This is a genomic window from Flavobacterium sp. AC105 (assembly GCF_979258495.1).
Genome location: NZ_OZ409860.1, coordinates 1187528 through 1207214, shown reverse-complemented (window position 1 = coordinate 1207214; position 19687 = coordinate 1187528). Strand labels below are relative to the sequence as shown.

General features: G+C 37.1%; 13 protein-coding genes, 2 tRNA genes and 3 rRNA genes. 11 read left to right on the top strand and 7 right to left on the bottom strand.

Features of this window, described 5'->3' with window-relative positions:
* The first annotated feature begins 73 nt into the window (after nucleotides 1-73).
* Nucleotides 74-1474, top strand: coding sequence for a S1C family serine protease (locus ACZ0AH_RS05430; RefSeq protein WP_463474813.1), 1401 nt, complete (start codon nucleotides 74-76; stop codon nucleotides 1472-1474).
* A gap of 217 nt (nucleotides 1475-1691) precedes the next feature.
* Entirely contained in the window at nucleotides 1692-3140 is a 1449-nt protein-coding gene (locus ACZ0AH_RS05425; RefSeq protein ID WP_463474812.1) for a glyceraldehyde-3-phosphate dehydrogenase, read from the top strand.
* Nucleotides 3141-3203: 63 nt separating this feature from the next.
* Here the strand turns inward: ACZ0AH_RS05425 and ACZ0AH_RS05420 are convergent, their stop codons facing one another.
* Nucleotides 3204-3662: an Lrp/AsnC family transcriptional regulator gene (locus tag ACZ0AH_RS05420; protein ID WP_213260277.1), complete on the bottom strand. Its 459-nt coding sequence runs from the start codon at nucleotides 3660-3662 to the stop codon at nucleotides 3204-3206.
* Between the two features lie 197 nt (nucleotides 3663-3859).
* Between ACZ0AH_RS05420 and ald the strand changes: the two genes are divergently transcribed.
* On the top strand, nucleotides 3860-4978 hold the full coding sequence (ald, locus tag ACZ0AH_RS05415) for an alanine dehydrogenase (RefSeq protein WP_463474811.1): 1119 nt from the start codon (nucleotides 3860-3862) through the stop codon (nucleotides 4976-4978).
* Nucleotides 4979-5110: 132 nt separating this feature from the next.
* On the opposite strand, the gene pafA is transcribed toward ald, so the two are convergent.
* Nucleotides 5111-6748: an alkaline phosphatase PafA gene (gene pafA, locus ACZ0AH_RS05410; RefSeq protein WP_463474810.1), complete on the bottom strand. Its 1638-nt coding sequence runs from the start codon at nucleotides 6746-6748 to the stop codon at nucleotides 5111-5113.
* Nucleotides 6749-7071: 323 nt separating this feature from the next.
* On the opposite strand from pafA, the gene ACZ0AH_RS05405 reads away from it, so the two are divergent.
* Both ACZ0AH_RS05405 and ACZ0AH_RS05400 read left to right on the top strand, forming a co-directional pair.
* Nucleotides 7072-7422, top strand: coding sequence for an ISAon1 family transposase N-terminal region protein (locus tag ACZ0AH_RS05405; RefSeq protein WP_463474809.1), 351 nt, complete (start codon nucleotides 7072-7074; stop codon nucleotides 7420-7422).
* A complete protein-coding gene (locus tag ACZ0AH_RS05400; RefSeq protein ID WP_463478089.1) occupies nucleotides 7415-8398 on the top strand; it encodes an ISAon1 family transposase in 984 nt (327 codons plus the stop codon). The genes ACZ0AH_RS05405 and ACZ0AH_RS05400 overlap by 8 nt, the downstream gene beginning before the upstream one ends.
* 128 nt (nucleotides 8399-8526) lie before the next feature.
* On the opposite strand, the gene rrf is transcribed toward ACZ0AH_RS05400, so the two are convergent.
* The 5 genes from rrf to ACZ0AH_RS05375 form a co-directional block, all read right to left on the bottom strand.
* A 5S ribosomal RNA gene (gene rrf / locus ACZ0AH_RS05395) occupies nucleotides 8527-8636 on the bottom strand.
* A gap of 187 nt (nucleotides 8637-8823) precedes the next feature.
* Nucleotides 8824-11709 (bottom strand): 23S ribosomal RNA (locus ACZ0AH_RS05390).
* A 134-nt stretch (nucleotides 11710-11843) separates the two neighbouring features.
* Nucleotides 11844-11917 (bottom strand) — tRNA-Ala (locus ACZ0AH_RS05385).
* A gap of 163 nt (nucleotides 11918-12080) precedes the next feature.
* Nucleotides 12081-12154: transfer RNA gene (locus ACZ0AH_RS05380), tRNA-Ile, on the bottom strand.
* A gap of 124 nt (nucleotides 12155-12278) precedes the next feature.
* Nucleotides 12279-13792 (bottom strand): 16S ribosomal RNA (locus ACZ0AH_RS05375).
* Together the 16S, 23S and 5S rRNA genes with 2 tRNA genes alongside form the textbook arrangement of a ribosomal RNA operon.
* A gap of 1122 nt (nucleotides 13793-14914) precedes the next feature.
* Here ACZ0AH_RS05375 and thrS point away from each other — a divergent pair.
* The 6 genes from thrS to ACZ0AH_RS05345 all read left to right on the top strand — a co-directional run bounded on the left by thrS (nucleotide 14915) and on the right by ACZ0AH_RS05345 (nucleotide 19530).
* On the top strand, nucleotides 14915-16861 hold the full coding sequence (gene thrS / locus ACZ0AH_RS05370) for a threonine--tRNA ligase (protein ID WP_463474808.1): 1947 nt from the start codon (nucleotides 14915-14917) through the stop codon (nucleotides 16859-16861).
* Between the two features lie 22 nt (nucleotides 16862-16883).
* Entirely contained in the window at nucleotides 16884-17435 is a 552-nt protein-coding gene (gene infC / locus ACZ0AH_RS05365) for a translation initiation factor IF-3 (protein ID WP_072974136.1), read from the top strand.
* Nucleotides 17436-17569: 134 nt separating this feature from the next.
* Nucleotides 17570-17767 carry a 50S ribosomal protein L35 gene (gene rpmI, locus ACZ0AH_RS05360; protein WP_007810722.1) on the top strand — a complete coding sequence of 66 codons (198 nt, stop codon included), beginning with the start codon at nucleotides 17570-17572 and terminating at the stop codon, nucleotides 17765-17767.
* Nucleotides 17768-17947: 180 nt separating this feature from the next.
* Nucleotides 17948-18292 (top strand): 50S ribosomal protein L20, encoded by a 345-nt coding sequence (gene rplT, locus ACZ0AH_RS05355; protein WP_007810721.1) that lies wholly within the window; start codon nucleotides 17948-17950, stop codon nucleotides 18290-18292.
* A gap of 152 nt (nucleotides 18293-18444) precedes the next feature.
* The gene (locus tag ACZ0AH_RS05350) at nucleotides 18445-19017 is read left to right on the top strand and encodes a Crp/Fnr family transcriptional regulator (RefSeq protein ID WP_463474807.1); all 573 of its coding nucleotides are present in this window, start codon (nucleotides 18445-18447) and stop codon (nucleotides 19015-19017) included.
* Between the two features lie 78 nt (nucleotides 19018-19095).
* A complete protein-coding gene (locus ACZ0AH_RS05345; RefSeq protein ID WP_463474806.1) occupies nucleotides 19096-19530 on the top strand; it encodes a carboxymuconolactone decarboxylase family protein in 435 nt (144 codons plus the stop codon).
* The last annotated feature ends 157 nt before the right edge of the window (nucleotides 19531-19687 follow it).

Sequence of the window (19687 nt, the reverse complement as noted above, 5' to 3'; positions counted from 1 at the left end):
AGCGTTAAAGCATTTTACAGAATAATTTTTTGATTTAATTTTACGTTAAATAACTTAAACATAAATTGTAATTATGAAAAGATTTTCAACCTTATTTTTGGTATCGCTCATGAGTGGCGCTACTACTCTTGGTGCTTACAAGTTATTATTTGAGAGCAACAATTCTTTTTTTGGAAGACAAAATTCTGTTGTAACTCTTGCCCCCGATTCATTCGGAAAAAATGTTGGTTTACCAGCTGAAACGGTCGATTTTACCGCTGCGGCAGATAAGACAATCCACACGGTTGTTCACGTAAAAAATGTTTCGCGAAGAACTGTAAGTAATCCTATGATGGAATTTTTCTATGGTTATGGAGGTCAACAGCAACAGGAACAAGTAGGAACCGGTTCTGGTGTCATTATTTCTGAAGATGGTTATATTGTGACCAATAATCATGTTGTAAAAGATGCTTCGGAAATTGAAATTACCTTAAACAACAAAAAATCATACACGGCAAAATTAATCGGTACGGATTCAAAAATGGATATCGCATTATTAAAAATTAATGCCGACGAAAAATTGCCTTACACCGCGTTTGCAAATTCTGATAATGTAAAAGTTGGCGAATGGGTTTTGGCAGTTGGAAATCCTTACAACTTGACTTCGACTGTAACTGCCGGAATTGTTTCGGCGAAAGCCAGAAATTTAGACACAAGCGGAATTCAGTCTTTTATCCAGACTGACGCTGCTGTAAATCCGGGAAATAGCGGTGGTGCGTTAGTAAATACGCGTGGTGAATTAATTGGTATTAACACGATGATTTCGTCAATGACAGGTTCATATGTTGGATATTCATTTGCAGTTCCGTCTAATATTGCCCGAAAAATTATCGAAGATATTATGGAATTCGGTAACGTTCAAAGAGGAATTCTGGGCGTTGAAGGTGGTGAATTAAACAGCACTGCTTCAAAAGAATTAGGAGTTTCTCAAACACAAGGCTTTTATATTAGTAAAGTTTCTAAAAATTCCGGAGCTGAAAAAGCGGGTCTTTCAAAAGGAGATATCATTGTAAAACTTGACGATCAAAACATTGCAACTTATGCGGATCTTTCTGGCTATATTAATACAAAACGTCCAAATGATGTTGTTAAAGTTACTTATCTAAAAGATGGAAAATCCAAAATGGTTCCGGTAACTTTAAGTAAAAATGAATTTTTTAGTACCGAATTTAAAGGAATTGAATTAGAAAATATAGATTCAGCAGATAAAAAGAAATTCAGAATTGATTATGGTGTAAAAATTAAAAACATCACAAATGAAAATTTAGCGCAATATCAAAATGAATTACAAGGCAATATTATTTTAAGCATTGATAATGTGAAAGCGACAAATGTTGAAACTGTTTCTAAACTTTTAAGCAAAAAAGATGAAGGACAAAGTGTCCGAATTGAAATGATCAACAAAAACGGAGAAATCTTTAGAATTATTATTTAGTAACAGTTTTCAGTCTTCGTTTTTTGTCCAAAATTGAAAACTCAGACTGCGAGTGAAAACTTTAAAATTTACAACTTCAAAAGCCATCTTAGAAATAAGGCGGCTTTTTTTATTTTCAAAAATAAATCACAAAATAGTTTACGAAATCGATTGAAATAGATACTTTTGCGCCAAATTTAAAAATATTCGTGTATTTCTATTTTCAATTTAATCAATTATGAGCAACAAATCTTTGTACCAAAAAGAGGTATCATTACAAGTCGACCGAAGAAGAGCTGGCGTCGAATTAATAAAAATCATAAGCGATTTATGGTATGACAAATCCATAGAAATGGTTTTATTTAAAAATCAATTATTGGACAAAAATGTCAGCGATATTATCAATTTGCATCAATATGCAGGTGAATTTGTAGGCAAACCTATCACCATTTTTGATTCGGTTGAAATCGCAAAAGTTATTTTATCGTTAGATCTTCCGCCTGCGAAATTAGATCTTGGAAAACTGACTTATGAATATCGTTTAGAAGATGAAAAATATCCGGATGCCAGATATTTTGTAATCGACAAATTGAAAAAAGCCAAATCATCAGAAGAAATTCAACCAAAAGATGTTGTTTTATATGGTTTTGGTAGAATTGGCAGATTATTGGCGCGAGAATTAATGTCGAAAACCGGAAAAGGAAACCAATTGCGATTGAGAGCAATTGTAACCCGCGACAAAAATGATGCATCAACTTTAGAGAAACGAGCTTCTCTTTTGCGTTATGATTCTATTCACGGAGATTTTCAGGGATCTGTAATTGCTGATTCAAAAAATAATGCCTTAATTATAAACGGAACTACCGTTCACATCATTACGGCGAATTCTCCAGAAGAAATTGACTATACGGAATACGGCATAAATGATGCATTGGTAATTGATAATACCGGAGCTTTTACTACTGAAGAAGCTTTAAAAAGACATTTAATCTCACAAGGTGTTAGCAAAGTTTTATTGACAGCACCTGGAAAAGGAATTCCAAATATTGTTCACGGTGTAAATCACAACGAATATAATCCTGATGAAATAAATATTTTCTCGGCTGCTTCTTGCACAACAAATGCAATAACTCCGGTTTTAAAAGCTGTTGAAGATACTCTGGGAGTTGTAAAAGGACATTTAGAAACGATTCATGCCTATACAAACGATCAAAATCTGGTTGATAATATGCATAAAAAATACCGCCGTGGCAGAGCTGCAGCTTTAAATATGGTTATTACCGAAACTGGTGCCGGAAGTGCTGTAGCAAAAGCATTGCCTTCTTTGGAAGGAAAATTAACTTCGAACGCTATTCGTGTTCCGGTTCCAAACGGCTCCTTAGTTGTTCTAAATTTAGAAGTTAAAAAAGCAACTTCTATTGCTGCAATAAATAAAATCATGAAAAAATATGCTCTTGAAGGAGAATTGGTAGAGCAGATAAAATATTCTTTGAATAATGAATTAGTTTCATCAGATATTGTAGGCACATCTGCCCCTTCAATTTATGACAGCAATGCAACTATAGTTTCAAAAGACGGAAAAAATATTGTGCTTTACATTTGGTACGATAACGAATATGGATATAGTCACCAAGTAATTCGTCTGGCTAAATACATTGCCAAAGTAAGACGTTTTACTTACTATTAACTAAATACAACCAAAACCACTTTCTTAAAACCATCAAGTATTCTTGGTGGTTTTTTGTTTGTTTTAAATAGGCAAAACTGTTGTACTCTTTACTTCAGAGATTACAAAAACAGTATTTATAAGAGAAACTTCAGGAAGAATGGATAATTTTTTTTGATGAAAATGATGATAACTTTCCATATCCGGGATGATAATTTTAAGCATATAATCAAAGTTGCCGGAAACATAATTACATTCAACAACTTCTGGTAAATCTAAAATAGATTGATTAAATCCTTCAGAAGTATCGTAGGTTTGTTTAGTCAATGTAACCTGACAATAAACTGTAAGATTATTACCTAGTTTTTTCTTGTTTAAAATAGAAACATACTTTTCAATAACACCTTCTTTTTCAAGGCGTTTTACACGATCATGAACAGGAGTTAAAGACAAATTTATTTTGTTCGCAATGTCTTTTAAAGTGTAATGTGCATTTTCCTGTAAAAGTCGTAAGATTTTTTTGTCAATTTCATCTAAAGCCATAACGAAAACGTTTTCTTTAATAATTAAAAATCAGTCATTTTTTCTCTTTAGACAAATACCAACAGCCTTAAACAGAATATTTTCCTGTAAAAATACAAAATAAAATAATATTTTCTTATTTATGCACCTATTATCAATAATATATTCTCTATCTGTAGATTTGTAAAACAATTAAAGAAATCAAAAAAAATATACAAATGATAATAGGTGTTCCAAAAGAAATTAAGAATAACGAAAACCGTGTTGCTTTAACTCCAGCTGGTGTTTCAGAAATGAAAAATAATGGACATGTTGTTTATGTTCAATCAACTGCAGGTTTAGGAAGCGGATTTAGCGATGAGGAATATACAAATGCAGGTGCAGTAGTTTTAGGAACTATTGAAGAAGTATATGCTATTGCAGATATGATCATTAAAGTAAAAGAGCCAATTGCATCTGAGTATGATTTAATCAAAAAAGATCAATTACTTTTTACTTACTTTCACTTTGCTTCATCAGAACCATTAACTCATGCGATGCTTGAAAAAGGTGCTGTATGTTTAGCATACGAAACTGTTGAAAAAACAGATCGTAGTTTGCCATTATTAGTTCCAATGTCTGAAGTTGCTGGTCGTATGGCAATTCAACAAGGAGCAAAATATTTGGAAAAACCATTAAAAGGAAGAGGAATTCTTTTAGGTGGTGTTCCGGGTGTACCACCAGCAAAAGTATTAGTTTTAGGTGGAGGAATCGTAGGAACTCAGGCTGCAAAAATGGCCGCTGGTCTTGGTGCTCAAGTAACTATTATGGATTTAAGTTTGCCACGTTTACGTCATTTAGATGATATTATGCCTGCAAATGTAAATACAGAAATGTCTAACCATTATAATATAACAAGAGCAATTAAAGATGCTGATTTAATTGTTGGAGCAGTTTTAATTCCTGGAGCAAAAGCGCCTCACTTAATTACTCGTGATATGCTAAAATTAATGCGTCCGGGAACTGTTGTTGTTGACGTAGCCGTAGATCAAGGTGGTTGTATTGAAACTTGTACGCCTACAACTCACGAAAATCCAACTTTTATTATTGATGATATTGTTCACTACTGTGTGGCTAATATGCCAGGAGCTGTTCCTTACACTTCTACTTTAGCTTTAACAAATGCTACTTTACCATATGCTGTACAATTAGCCAATAAAGGATGGGAAAAAGCTTGTAATGAAAATGAAGAATTGAAAAAAGGATTAAATATAGCTAATGGAAAAATTCTTTACAAAGGAGTTGCTGAAGCTTGGAATCTTCCTTTTAACGAAGAAATAGTGTTAGCAAACGCATAGTGCTAACATTGTAATAAGTGCTTACTAAACACTAATTAAAGGGCTTTTCTTAATTGAAAGGCCTTTTTTTTAAGTATAAAAAAACCTGCCATAAATTATGACAGGTTTATATTTTATACAAAATGGAGAAAACTATTTTTTCTCATTTTTGTCATTTTTCTCATCTAAAACTTCCTGCAATACTTTTGCTTCAGTTCCATTTGGGAAACTGACTTTAATTTTCTGAGCGATTGTTGGAGCGATTTCTGTAATTGCTTTTTTATCGTATGATTCTCCTTTTTTAATATGCCATCCAAAGAAAATTGCTGGTACGTGAGTATCATAACTATAAGGCGTTCCGTGGGAAGTTCCAGTGGTTGAGTATTCAATATCCCCAGGTTTATCGATTATAACCATATCACCATTCTGAGTAACATCATAACCTTTTGCAACAAAATTTAAATAATAATCATTTCCTGAATTCGCTAAAATTTCTTCTTCAGTATATACTCGTTTAACTTGTGGCTGAGAAATTAAAAACTCCTTGAAAGCTTGTTTTACTTTTACCAAATCCAAGCCTTTATCTTTTATAATCAACTTATTAAAGAAAATATTGAAATTTGAATAATCTAAAATTAAGTCAACTCCAAATGTTTTAGTTGAGAAATCTTGTAAACTCTTTTTAACATCTTTTGAAGGATAATTATCAACATTATATTTATGGTCTTTCAAGTAGATTACGTTTTCAGCACCCGCATGATCCGCTGTTAAAAATAAAAGATAATTTCCTTTACCAACAGTTGTATCCAAATAAGTCAAAAAGTCAGCAATAGTTTGATCTAATCTTAAATAAGTATCCTGTAGTTCTATAGATCTTGGTCCTAATAAATGCCCAACGTAATCTGTAGAAGAAAAACTAACCGTTAAGAAATCGGTTATATTGTCTTTTCCCAGTTCTTCTTTCTCAATAGCTTTTTTTGCAAATTCAGCTAATAAATCATTCCCATAAGGAGTTGCTCTTAATATTCCAGCATCATTTTTCTCATACATTGTTTTTAAATCGTATGGAAAAACCGGAGCAGTACTTCCGTATAATTTCCCTTCATACGGATTATTATCCGGCAAGCTTTCGTTGTAAGTTGAAGCTGGCTTGTATAAGTCCCAACCTTTATTAATGTAAGGCAGATAATGCTTTTCATTATTAAATTGAGTAACCCAATCAGGTAATTTTTCACCATAGAAAGTACTTGATATAAAAGAACCGGTTTTGCTATACCAGAAAGCCCAGTTTGCAAAATGACCTGCCGGCAAAATTGCACCACGATCTTTAAGGCTTATGCCAATAACTTTTCCTTGAAAATTAGTTGCCATTCTCACTTCATCTGTAATAGTAGTACTCTGAAGATTTTTTGGAGACATTGCTCCTTCTTCAACAGTTCCGTCTCCAACAGTTTTTACTGAAGCATCATCTGTACAGTACATGCTTTTACCAAGTGTTCTGCTGAACCATTCGTTACCAACGATTCCGTGTGTAGCTGGTGTAGTACCTGTATAAATTGAAGCATGTCCCGGTGCAGTATAAGTGGGCATATAATTATAATGCATATTCTGAAAAGTATATCCATTATTCATTAATCTCTTAAATCCGTTAGGTGAAAAATCATCTGAAAACCGATATAAATATTCCATTTTCATCTGATCAACTACAATTCCTACAACCAACTTAGGGCGTTGTTGAGCACTTAAATTTGAGATCACAAACAATGTCAACAATACGATACTTTTTTTCATACTTAAATTATAATATTTAATACAAAAATACAGATTCGCATCTTAAAAGTCTAACTGACGATAATTTAAAACACAAAATTGACTTTTATTTAACAGAACTGATTTAGAAAATTATTCCAATGTTACTTATGACGTTCACCTATGGGCCGGGCTGTTCGCTAAATTTTTTGTGAGCAAATTTTTGGTCAGGACAAGAAGTTTAGGCTGTCACAAAAAGGCTTCCATCCCTAAACAAAATCCGGGTAAGAGAAGTTTAGGATCAAGAACAAAACCTGGGGAGAACTAATTAAGAATTCGGATATTTGTAAAAAAATAGTTTAGAATTGGAATCGTATATAGAACTGCTGAAATTAATATTGCCTGAGTTTTTAATTGAAAACTTTAACCTAACCTCATTTAAAAATTCGGAAGAAAATCTGCATTTGTATTTTGAAGAGAAATCTACTATTCCAAAAGAATTTGCATCTGTTGAATTGGTATCCAAAGGTTTTTTGGACGAAGTTACCATTCAGGATTTTCCTTTAAGAGGTAAGTTGGTCTATTTGCACATCAAAAGACGTCGCTGGACTAACAAAAGCACTGCAGAGATTATTAAAAGAGATTGGGCTTTAGTAGCCAAAGGAACACGCATGACTCAGGAGTTTGCGACTTTTTTAAAAGAAATTAATCGATAAGAGTGCTACAGATTGTAATACCATTGGAGGCTTTTTTGGAGTCAACGGTAAAAAACTTCAAAGACAATATAAAAAACATCTGAGTTCTTTTAGTACCTGGATTTCACGCAAACATGCCCACCAATGGATTATTTATCCTGAAAATATGGGGTCGCATTTATCGATTGACGAAGTAGCTTTGTCTCAAGGAGAACTTTATACTATTGTCACCAACAAGAAATTCAAAGGCAGGAAAGGTTCTTTAGTGGCTATTATCTCTGGAACTAAAGCAGATCAGGTAATAGAGCATATCAGCAAAATTGACTATAAAAAGAGAGCTTCGGTAAAAGAAATAACACTCGATATGGCTAATTCTATGAAACTGATCTCAAAAAGATGTTTCCCAAAAGCGATACAGGTGACCGATAGGTTTCATGTTCAAAAATTAGCTTTGGAAGCATTACAAGAAATCAGGATCAAACATCGATGGGAAGCCATGGATTTTGAGAATCAATTGATCCTGCAGGCAAAATCAGAAAACAAAACATACATTCAAGAGCTATTACCCAACGGAGATTCTGTAAAACAGTTATTAGCAAGAAGCAGGTATCTACTTTATAAATCTCGGGAAAAATGGACTGATAGTCAAAAAGAAAGAGCAAAAATGGTATTTGAATTATATCCTGATATAAAGCAGGCATATAATCTAAGTCAACAACTTCGAGGGATTTATAACAACAATAATGACAAGCATATTGCCATGACCAAACTGGCGCATTGGTACAAAAACGTAGAGGAATCAGGTTTTAAAAACTTTAATATTTTACTCAATACCATAACTTTTAATTACCAGTCAATCTTAAACTATTTTGACAACAGAAGTACAAATGCTTCAGCAGAATCTTTTAATGCAAAAATTAAAGCTTTTAGATCCCAATTTAGAGGAGTCAGAAATATAGATTTCTTCTTATTCAGATTATCTAATCTTTTTGCCTAATCCCCAACTTTTGAACCTGATCCGTAAAAGAAGTTTATTTTCCAAAAGAGAAGAAAAATAAAAACCGAATAAAATCAAAAATTTTTATAAAACAAAAAACCCCATTCGTTAGAATAGGGTTTTTCAAAGAAAGGCGACGACATACTCTCCCACATAACTGCAGTACCATCTGCGCAGGCGGGCTTAACTACTCTGTTCGGGATGGGAAGAGGTGAGCCCCGCCGCAATAACCACCTTAAGGTTGTTAGTCTAAAGTCACAAGTCTTAAAGTAAAAAAGTCTTTTGACTTTATGACTTTAATCTTTCGACTTAAAGACTGCTCGCGTCGAGCAAATATCTTAACATACTGAGATAAAGAAAAATATTTTTATTTATTATTTTTAGAAAGTTTCTTCCTCCCGTCTTTTGGACGGGAGGAAAAGGGTGTACATAAGCTTACGGATTATTAGTACTACTCGACTATGACATTACTGCCTTTACATCTATAGCCTATCAACGTGGTCATCTTCCACGATCCTTAAAAGAAATCTCATCTTGTGGTGGGTTTCGCGCTTATATGCTTTCAGCGCTTATCCCTTCCAAACGTAGCTACTCTGCGGTGCCCCTGGCGGGACAACAGATACACTAGAGGTTTGTCCAATTCGGTCCTCTCGTACTAGAATCAGATCCACTCAAATTTCTAACGCCCACAGTAGATAGAGACCGAACTGTCTCACGACGTTCTGAACCCAGCTCGCGTGCCACTTTAATGGGCGAACAGCCCAACCCTTGGGACCTTCTCCAGCCCCAGGATGTGACGAGCCGACATCGAGGTGCCAAACCCCCCCGTCGATATGAGCTCTTGGGGGAGATCAGCCTGTTATCCCCGGCGTACCTTTTATCCTTTGAGCGATGGCCCTTCCATGCGGAACCACCGGATCACTATGCTCTACTTTCGTACCTGATCGACCTGTATGTCTCTCAGTCAAGCTCCCTTATGCCATTGCACTCTACGCACGGTTACCAAGCGTACTGAGGGAACCTTTAGAAGCCTCCGTTACTCTTTTGGAGGCGACCACCCCAGTCAAACTACCCACCAAGCAATGTCCCCCGCAAAACGGGGTTAGGCCTCAGATAAACAAAGGGTTGTATTTCAACAATGACTCCACAACGCCTGGCGACGACGCTTCATAGTCTCCAACCTATCCTACACATCATTTATCCAAGGTCAATACTAAGCTATAGTAAAGGTGCACAGGGTCTTTTCGTCCCACTGCGGGTAAACGGCATCTTCACCGTTACTACAATTTCACCGAGCTCATGGCTGAGACAGTGTCCAGATCGTTACACCATTCGTGCAGGTCGGAACTTACCCGACAAGGAATTTCGCTACCTTAGGACCGTTATAGTTACGGCCGCCGTTTACTGGGGCTTCAATTCAATGCTTCTCCGAAGATAACATCTCCTCTTAACCTTCCAGCACCGGGCAGGTGTCAGGCCCTATACTTCATCTTACGATTTTGCAGAGCCCTGTGTTTTTGATAAACAGTCGCCTGGACCTCTTCACTGCGGCCCTGTATTGCTACAGGGCGACCCTTCTCCCGAAGTTACGGGTCTATTTTGCCTAATTCCTTAGCCATGAATCTCTCGAGCACCTTAGGATTCTCTCCTCAACTACCTGTGTCGGTTTACGGTACTGGTACTAATTACCTGAAGTTTAGAGGTTTTTCTTGGAAGCCCTTAGGCGCACTATCTCTTTGTCCGAAGACGCCGAGTACTATCGTATTTCCCCAAGACGCGTGGATTTGCCTGCGCATCTTATAGGTAGGTACTTCAACGAACTATTCCGTCAGTTCGCGGCGCTTTCATCACTCCGTCACCCCATCACAGTAATTAGTAGTACGGGAATATTAACCCGTTGGCCATCGACTGTCCCTTTCGGGTTCGCCTTAGGACCAGACTAACCCACAGCTGATTAGCATAGCTGTGGAAACCTTAGTTTTTCGGTGTGCGGGTTTCTCGCCCGCATTATCGTTACTTATGCCTACATTTTCTTTTCCAGCCGGTCCAGCATACCTGACGATACACCTTCAACCCTGCTGGAATGCTCCCCTACCACTTAGAGTAAACTCTAAATCCATAGCTTCGGTAATACGCTTATGCCCGATTATTATCCATGCTCGTCCGCTCGACTAGTGAGCTGTTACGCACTCTTTAAATGAATGGCTGCTTCCAAGCCAACATCCTAGCTGTCTGGGCAGACAAACCTCGTTCTTTCAACTTAGCGTATATTTGGGGACCTTAGCTGATGGTCTGGGTTCTTTCCCTCTCGGACTTGGACCTTAGCACCCAAGCCCTCACTGTTATGAAACATTATATAGCATTCGGAGTTTGTCAGGAATTGGTAGGCGGTGAAGCCCCCGCATCCAATCAGTAGCTCTACCTCTATATAACTTTACGCATAACGCTGCACCTAAATGCATTTCGGGGAGTACGAGCTATTTCCGAGTTTGATTGGCCTTTCACCCCTACCCACAGGTCATCCGAAGACTTTTCAACGTCAACCGGTTCGGACCTCCACACTGTGTTACCAGCGCTTCATCCTGCCCATGGGTAGATCACACGGTTTCGCGTCTAACACTACTGACTAAAGCGCCCTATTCAGACTCGCTTTCGCTACGGATCCGTGGCTTAACCACTTAACCTTGCCAGCAACGTTAACTCGTAGGCTCATTATGCAAAAGGCACGCCGTCACCCCACGAAAGGGCTCCGACCGCTTGTAAGCGTATGGTTTCAGGATCTATTTCACTCCGTTATTCACGGTTCTTTTCACCTTTCCCTCACGGTACTGGTTCACTATCGGTCTCTCAGGAGTATTTAGCCTTAGCGGATGGTCCCGCCAAATTCAGACAGGGTTTCACGTGCCCCGCCCTACTCAGGATACCACTATCTATTATACTCGTTACCCATACGGGACTATCACCCTCTTTGGTGTCGCTTTCCAGCAACTTCCGGTTCCTTGTACATAAAATATCGTGGTCCTACAACCCCAGCATTGCCGTAACAACACTGGTTTGGGCTAATCCGCGTTCGCTCGCCACTACTTACGGAATCACTTTTGTTTTCTTCTCCTCCGCCTACTTAGATGTTTCAGTTCAGCGGGTTTGCCCACCTATCGGTGTACTATGTCTTCAACATAGTGGGTTGCCCCATTCAGGTATCTACGGATCAATCGGTGTGTGCCCGTCCCCGTAGCTTTTCGCAGCTTATCACGCCTTTCATCGCCTCTGAGAGCCAAGGCATCCCCCATACGCCCTTATTTTGCTTATTGTACCAATCATAAATTAATATGACCGTTTTTTTTTGTCTTTTACAATAAATTGTAAAAAACGCTTTCTACTTTTTATTATTTTCTTATCTCAATATGTCAATGAACTTTTATTTACTATCTTTATAGTAAATCAGTGGAGAATAACGGAGTCGAACCGTTGACCTCCTGCGTGCAAGGCAGGCGCTCTAGCCAGCTGAGCTAATCCCCCTTTTTAATTAAAAATTAAAAATCGTGAATTAAAAATTATGAACTTTTTGATTCTTAATCTTTCAACTTCTAAAATTTCCTTTTTTTTAAGTTTGCAGTCTTTTTAGTTTGTTGTTTTTTCTTATAACTTACAATTCATAATTTATAATCAACAATTTAAAAAGTAGTCCCGGGCAGACTCGAACTGCCGACCCCTACATTATCAGTGTAGTACTCTAACCAGCTGAGCTACGAGACTCTGTTTTACTTAAAATTTATTATTTGAACTAACAGCAAGAGTAATGAAATTTTGTGATTCAGAACCTTCAAGATTAACATCTTTTTTCCCCATCGTGCATTACTGCTAACAATTGGGGCTCTAGAAAGGAGGTGTTCCAGCCGCACCTTCCGGTACGGCTACCTTGTTACGACTTAGCCCTAGTTACCAGTTTTACCCTAGGCAGCTCCTTGCGGTCACCGACTTCAGGCACCCCCAGCTTCCATGGCTTGACGGGCGGTGTGTACAAGGCCCGGGAACGTATTCACCGGATCATGGCTGATATCCGATTACTAGCGATTCCAGCTTCACGGAGTCGAGTTGCAGACTCCGATCCGAACTGTGACCGGTTTTATAGATTCGCTCCTGGTCGCCCAGTGGCTGCTCTCTGTACCGGCCATTGTAGCACGTGTGTAGCCCAAGGCGTAAGGGCCGTGATGATTTGACGTCATCCCCACCTTCCTCACAGTTTGCACTGGCAGTCTTGTTAGAGTTCCCGACATGACTCGCTGGCAACTAACAACAGGGGTTGCGCTCGTTATAGGACTTAACCTGACACCTCACGGCACGAGCTGACGACAACCATGCAGCACCTTGTAAATTGTCTTGCGAAAGTTCTGTTTCCAAAACGGTCAATCTACATTTAAGCCTTGGTAAGGTTCCTCGCGTATCATCGAATTAAACCACATGCTCCACCGCTTGTGCGGGCCCCCGTCAATTCCTTTGAGTTTCATTCTTGCGAACGTACTCCCCAGGTGGGATACTTATCACTTTCGCTTAGCCACTGAGTTTGCACCCAACAGCTAGTATCCATCGTTTACGGCGTGGACTACCAGGGTATCTAATCCTGTTCGCTACCCACGCTTTCGTCCATCAGCGTCAATCCATTAGTAGTAACCTGCCTTCGCAATTGGTATTCCATGTAATCTCTAAGCATTTCACCGCTACACTACATATTCTAGTTACTTCCTAATAATTCAAGTTTAACAGTATCAATGGCCGTTCCACCGTTGAGCGATGGGCTTTCACCACTGACTTATTAAACCGCCTACGGACCCTTTAAACCCAATGATTCCGGATAACGCTTGGATCCTCCGTATTACCGCGGCTGCTGGCACGGAGTTAGCCGATCCTTATTCTTACGATACCGTCAAGCTGCTTCACGAAGCAGTGTTTCTTCTCGTATAAAAGCAGTTTACAATCCATAGGACCGTCATCCTGCACGCGGCATGGCTGGATCAGGCTTGCGCCCATTGTCCAATATTCCTCACTGCTGCCTCCCGTAGGAGTCTGGTCCGTGTCTCAGTACCAGTGTGGGGGATCTCCCTCTCAGGACCCCTACCCATCGTAGCCTTGGTAAGCCGTTACCTTACCAACTAGCTAATGGGACGCATGCTCATCTTTTACCGTTGTGACTTTAATATAATCTCGATGCCGAGTCTATATACTATGAGGTATTAATCCAAATTTCTCTGGGCTATCCCTCTGTAAAAGGTAGATTGCATACGCGTTACGCACCCGTGCGCCGGTCTCTGCTTCCGAAGAAACATACCCCTCGACTTGCATGTGTTAAGCCTGCCGCTAGCGTTCATCCTGAGCCAGGATCAAACTCTTCATCGTATATTGTGTGTTCCGATAAATCGGAACTAATTATTATGCGATGCTTCTCTATCGGTTCTTCTCGAATCTCGCGATTCCTTTACTCTTATTCTTTTGCTCTAACATCTCTGTTAAAGCGGCTGTCAATTCAATATGTCTACGAACGTGTCTTTCAATCTTGTTTCGCTTGTGTTTCAAAGCGGGTGCAAAAGTAGAAAACTTATTTTAATCTAGCAAATGTTTTTTGAAGTTTTTTAAAGAAAATTTCTTTTCTTTTTTTCTTCCAAACCTTGCCAATCTCTCAATGAACTTTCCCTGTTTTGCGGGGTGCAAATGTAACTTCTGTTTTTAAATCTCACAAGCTTTTTTGAATCTTTTTTGAAAAAAAATTTTCATCCTAAATTCGTTTGCCTGTCAGTATTTCAGTGAACGTCTGTCGTTGTTGCGGGTGCAAAAGTACCACCTTTATTTACATTTACAAGACTTTTTATTATATATTTTCCATCTTTTTTATAACTCATTGGTATCATGTTTTTTACAGGGCAAAGTTTTTTTTATCCCTTTTGGGGTTTGGACTGTTTGTGGTGGCTTTTCGGGTTTTGCCATGAAATACCAAGGCTCAAAGTTTCTTTGCCCTGGTTTTTTTTAATCGCGCAAAGGCGCAAAGACGCCAAATTTTATTCTCCTGTCCAGGATTTTCTTTTGGAACCTATGCCCTAGCCCCGATAGCAGTGGAAATCCTTTTGCTTTTTTCTTTAAAAGCAAAAGATTGGAACGGATAGCGGGAAATAGCTCCTTATTCAAATTACAATCTTTTTAAATTGCTTCGCCTCTTCGCTAGCGCTCAAGTCCAAATTCCAATCTTTGAATGCTTCTCCCGTCCCGAAGTTTCGGGATCAGGACACTCAGCAGGATAAATTAGCTATTCTTATATATAGGTGCACTAAATTACACTTATTATATAAGAGTAAACAGGGTTCTAAATTTCAATTGGATTACTGATGTACTTTTATATATAGTAGTAGAAAATACGCTTGAAGATAATTATGACATTTACTCTTACATATTATAGTATAAACATGAATATATGTATTGTATGTATTTCTGTAATGCGTTATATTTGCATTCACAAAATTATAAACAATGATTAAGATTACTTTACCCGATGGGTCAATTAGAGAGTTTGCTTCGGGCATAACTCCGATGGAGGTTGCTAAGAGCATTAGTGAAGGATTTGCAAGAAATGTGATTTCTGCGTCTTTTAATGGTACAACAATTGAAACCGAAACTCCATTGACGACCGACGGTAGTCTTATTTTATATACCTGGAATGATGCGGAAGGTAAAAAAGCTTTCTGGCATTCGACTTCGCACGTAATGGCGCAAGCGCTTGAGGAATTGTACCCTGGAATTAAGTTAACTCTTGGACCTGCGATTTCTAACGGTTTCTATTATGATGTTGATTTTGAAGATCAGAAAATTACTGATGCTGATTTTAAAAAGATCGAAGATCGTGTTCTTGAGATTTCAAGAGGCAAACATGAGTTTAAAATGCGTCCGGTTAGTAAAGCTGATGCTTTAGAATTATATAAAGACAACGTTTACAAGACTGAATTGATTTCGAATCTTGAAGACGGAACGATTACGTTTTGTGATCATGCTACTTTTACTGATTTATGTAGAGGTGGACATATTCCGAATACTGGTATTATCAAAGCTTTTAAAATCATGAGCGTTGCTGGTGCTTACTGGAGAGGTGATGAGAAAAACAAACAATTGACTCGTGTTTATGGAACTTCTTTTCCTAAACAAAAGGATTTGACTGAGTATCTTGAACTTCTTGAGGAAGCGAAACGTCGTGATCACCGTAAATTAGGCAAGGAACTTGAATTGTTTGCTTTCTCTCAGAAAGTTGGACAAGGTTTACCTTTATGGTTACCAAAAGGTGCTGCACTTAGAGATCGTTTGGAGCAGTTTTTAAAGAAAGCTCAAAAGAAAGCCGGATACGAACAAGTAGTTACGCCACATATTGGACAAAAAGAACTTTATGTTACTTCTGGCCATTATGCTAAATATGGTGCGGATAGTTTTCAGCCCATACATACTCCTGCTGAAGGCGAAGAGTTTTTATTGAAACCTATGAACTGTCCTCATCACTGTGAGATTTACAATGTAAGACCTTGGTCGTATAAAGATTTACCTAAGCGTTATGCTGAATTTGGTACTGTATACAGATATGAGCAATCTGGTGAATTGCATGGTTTGACTCGTGTTAGAGGGTTTACTCAGGATGATGCGCATATTTTTTGTACTCCGGAACAATTAGATGAGGAATTTAAAAAAGTAATTGACCTTGTACTTTATGTGTTTGGTTCGTTAGGTTTTGAAAACTTTACAGCTCAAATTTCATTGAGAGATCAGGAAAACAGAGATAAATATATTGGTTCTGATGAAAATTGGGAGAAAGCAGAAAATGCAATTATCAATGCTGCTGCTGATAAAGGCCTTAATACTGTTGTAGAATATGGTGAGGCTGCTTTTTACGGTCCGAAGCTTGACTTTATGGTTAAGGATGCTTTAGGAAGACAGTGGCAATTAGGAACTATTCAGGTTGATTACAACCTTCCTGAGCGTTTTGAATTGACTTATAAAGGTGCTGATAATGAATTACATCGCCCTGTTATGATTCACAGAGCTCCTTTTGGATCTATGGAACGATTTATCGCAATTTTGCTAGAACATACTGCAGGAAATTTCCCACTTTGGCTGATGCCGGAACAGGCTATAATCTTGTCTTTGAGCGAGAAATACGAAATATATGCTAAAAAAGTTTTAGATTTGCTAGAAAATCACGAAATTCGCGCCCTAATTGACAACCGAAGCGAGACTATTGGTAAGAAAATTAGAGATGCTGAAATGCAAAAAATCCCATTTATGCTGATTGTTGGTGAGGAAGAAGAGAAAAACGGAACGATTTCAATTCGTCGTCACGGGCAAGAAGGAAAAGGAAATATTACAGTTACAATTGATGAATTTGTCGCTATTGTAAACGAAGAAATAAAAAAGACATTAAAAGTTTTTACAGTTTAACTTAAATTATAAAGTCATAGCAATAAGAAGCAACAGAGGTTATCAACCTCGAGTAGAAAAAAAAGATGCACACAGAATAAACAATAATATTCGTGGTGTACAGGAAGTAAGACTAGTAGGCGAGAACATCGAACCAGGTGTATTTAAGCTTGCAGAAGCTTTACGTTTAGCGGATCAATTCGAATTGGATTTGGTTGAAATATCGCCAAACGCTGAGCCGCCGGTTTGTAAAATCATGGATTACAAGAAATTTGTTTACGAACAAAAGAAACGTGATAAGGTTTTAAAAGCTAAGTCTACGCAAGTTGTAGTAAAAGAGATTCGTTTTGGTCCTCAGACAGATGAGCATGATTACGAATTTAAAAGAAAAAATGCTGAGAAGTTCCTGAAAGAAGGCGCTAAATTAAAAGCATTCGTTTTCTTTAAAGGACGTTCTATTATCTATAAAGATCAAGGACAGATTTTATTACTACGTTTGGCTACCGATTTAGAAGAACATGGTAAAGTGGAAGCTATGCCAGTTTTGGAAGGAAAGAGAATGATTATGTTCATTGCTCCGAAGAAGAAGAAATAATTATTTGCTATAAGCAATAAGCCTTAAGCTTTAAGCAAATTGTTATCATAAACGTTTGCCTAAAGCTTAAAGCCTAAAAGCATAAAGCTAATGAAAATATAAGTAAGTAAGAATAAATTAAAACACTAGGAAAAATGCCTAAAATGAAAACAAAATCTAGCGCCAAGAAACGTTTTAAAGTTACTGGTTCTGGAAAGATTAAAAGAAAGCATGCTTTTAAAAGTCACATCTTGACTAAAAAATCTAAAAAACGTAAATTAGCTTTGACACACTCAGCGCTAGTTCACTCTACAGATATGAAAAGCATCAAACAACAATTAAGAATTATCTAATATAAGTCGAAAGTAAAAAGTTATAAGTTTAAAGTCAGTAATTGGCTTTTGACATTTGACTTTAAACATTTGACTAGAGAATTTCTTTAGGTTAAAAAATTATTTAAATAACCTTGGAGTATGGCTTTTAAGTTCCTTTGATTTAATTCAGGACGCCTGCTACAAAAACACATTAAAATTATGCCAAGATCGGTAAATTCAGTTGCTAAAAGAGCAAGAAGAAAAAAAATAATGAAGCAAGCCAAAGGTTTCTTTGGTAGACGTAAAAACGTTTGGACAGTTGCTAAGAATGCAGTAGAGAAAGCAATGTGCTACGCTTACCGCGATAGAAAACAAAACAAAAGAAATTTCCGTGCTTTATGGATTCAACGTATCAACGCTGGAGCCAGATTGGAAGGAATGTCTTATTCTCAATTCATGGGGAAAGTAAAAGCTAACGGAATCGAATTGAACCGTAAAGTTCTTGCAGATTTAGCGATGAACCACCCTGAAGCTTTCAAAGCAATACTTAATAAAGTAAAATAAACGTTTTATAAACTCAATTTAAGATTACTTACTTATCATAGAAAAACCATTCGCTTTGCGAGTGGTTTTTTGCTTTTATACCTTTTTCAAAAATTCTATCTTTTAAAAATTGAATATAAAAAGTACATTTGTATAAAAACCAATATCTCTAAATGTTTACATCGCTTATTCAACATATAGAAAAATTTACAGTCCTGGAATCTTCAGAGATTGATATCCTTGAATCGTGTTTAAACTTATCTGCAATCAAAAAGAAAACACTTGTATTGCAAGAAGGCCAGGTTTGTAATACAATGTATTTTATCGTTAAAGGATGCATGAGACAATATATCATTAACTCCAGAGGAAGTGAGCAAACACTCCAGTTTGGGATTGAAAATTGGTGGATTACTGATTATCTAAGTTATCACAATCATATTCCTTCTCATTTCTACATTCAGGCCATTGAAAATTGCGATGTTATTGCTATAGAAAAACCTGTCCTTGAATCTCTTTTGATTCAGATTCCGAAACTGGAACGTTACTTTCGAATTGTTTCTCAAAAATCATTTGGTGCTGCTCAAATGCGGATCAAATTTTTATTTACTATGTCAGCAGAAGAAAGATATCATCATTTTAATAATATAAACCCGGAATTTGTACAGCGTATTCCTCAATACATGCTTGCCTCCTATCTCGATTTTTCTGCAGAGTTTATGAGTAAAATAAGAGCTGGAAAAGTGTAAGTTTATTTCTTGAAGTAGTTCAAGTTTTTTAAAGCTGATATCCCTGACCTTTGTATCAAACTTTAAAAAATAAGAAAAATGAAACCAAGAATCGTTATTCCGGCAGTTGCTCCAGAAGCTTATCAAGCCTTAATGAATTTAGAAAAATACATTTCTACCACTTCATTAACACCTGTACATAAAGAATTAATTAAAATCCGCGCTTCTCAAATAAATGGCTGTGCATACTGCATCAACATGCATACTGCCGATGGTAGAAAACATGGTATAACTGAGCAAAAAATATACTTGTTAAGTGCATGGCGTGAAGCGGATGTTTATACCGAAGAAGAAAAAGCAATTTTAGCCTTAACCGAGCAAGTGACTTTAATTAGCAATCATGTTTCTGAAGAAGTATATCAAAATGCCGCTAACTTGTTTGATGATAAGTACCTTGCAGAAATTATTTTGCTAATCATTACTATTAATTCATGGAACAGACTTGCAATTACTACAGGAATGAGAGCTGTATAATTTACATATATATATTCTTGATAAAACCCTCAATTATGAGGGTTTCATTGTTTATACTGAAAAACAAAGTCCTAAAATAAAGAATTAGATAAATACACAAAATACTACATTTATACTCTTTTTTCAAAGCTAAAATTCTTTATTTTTGGCGCATGAT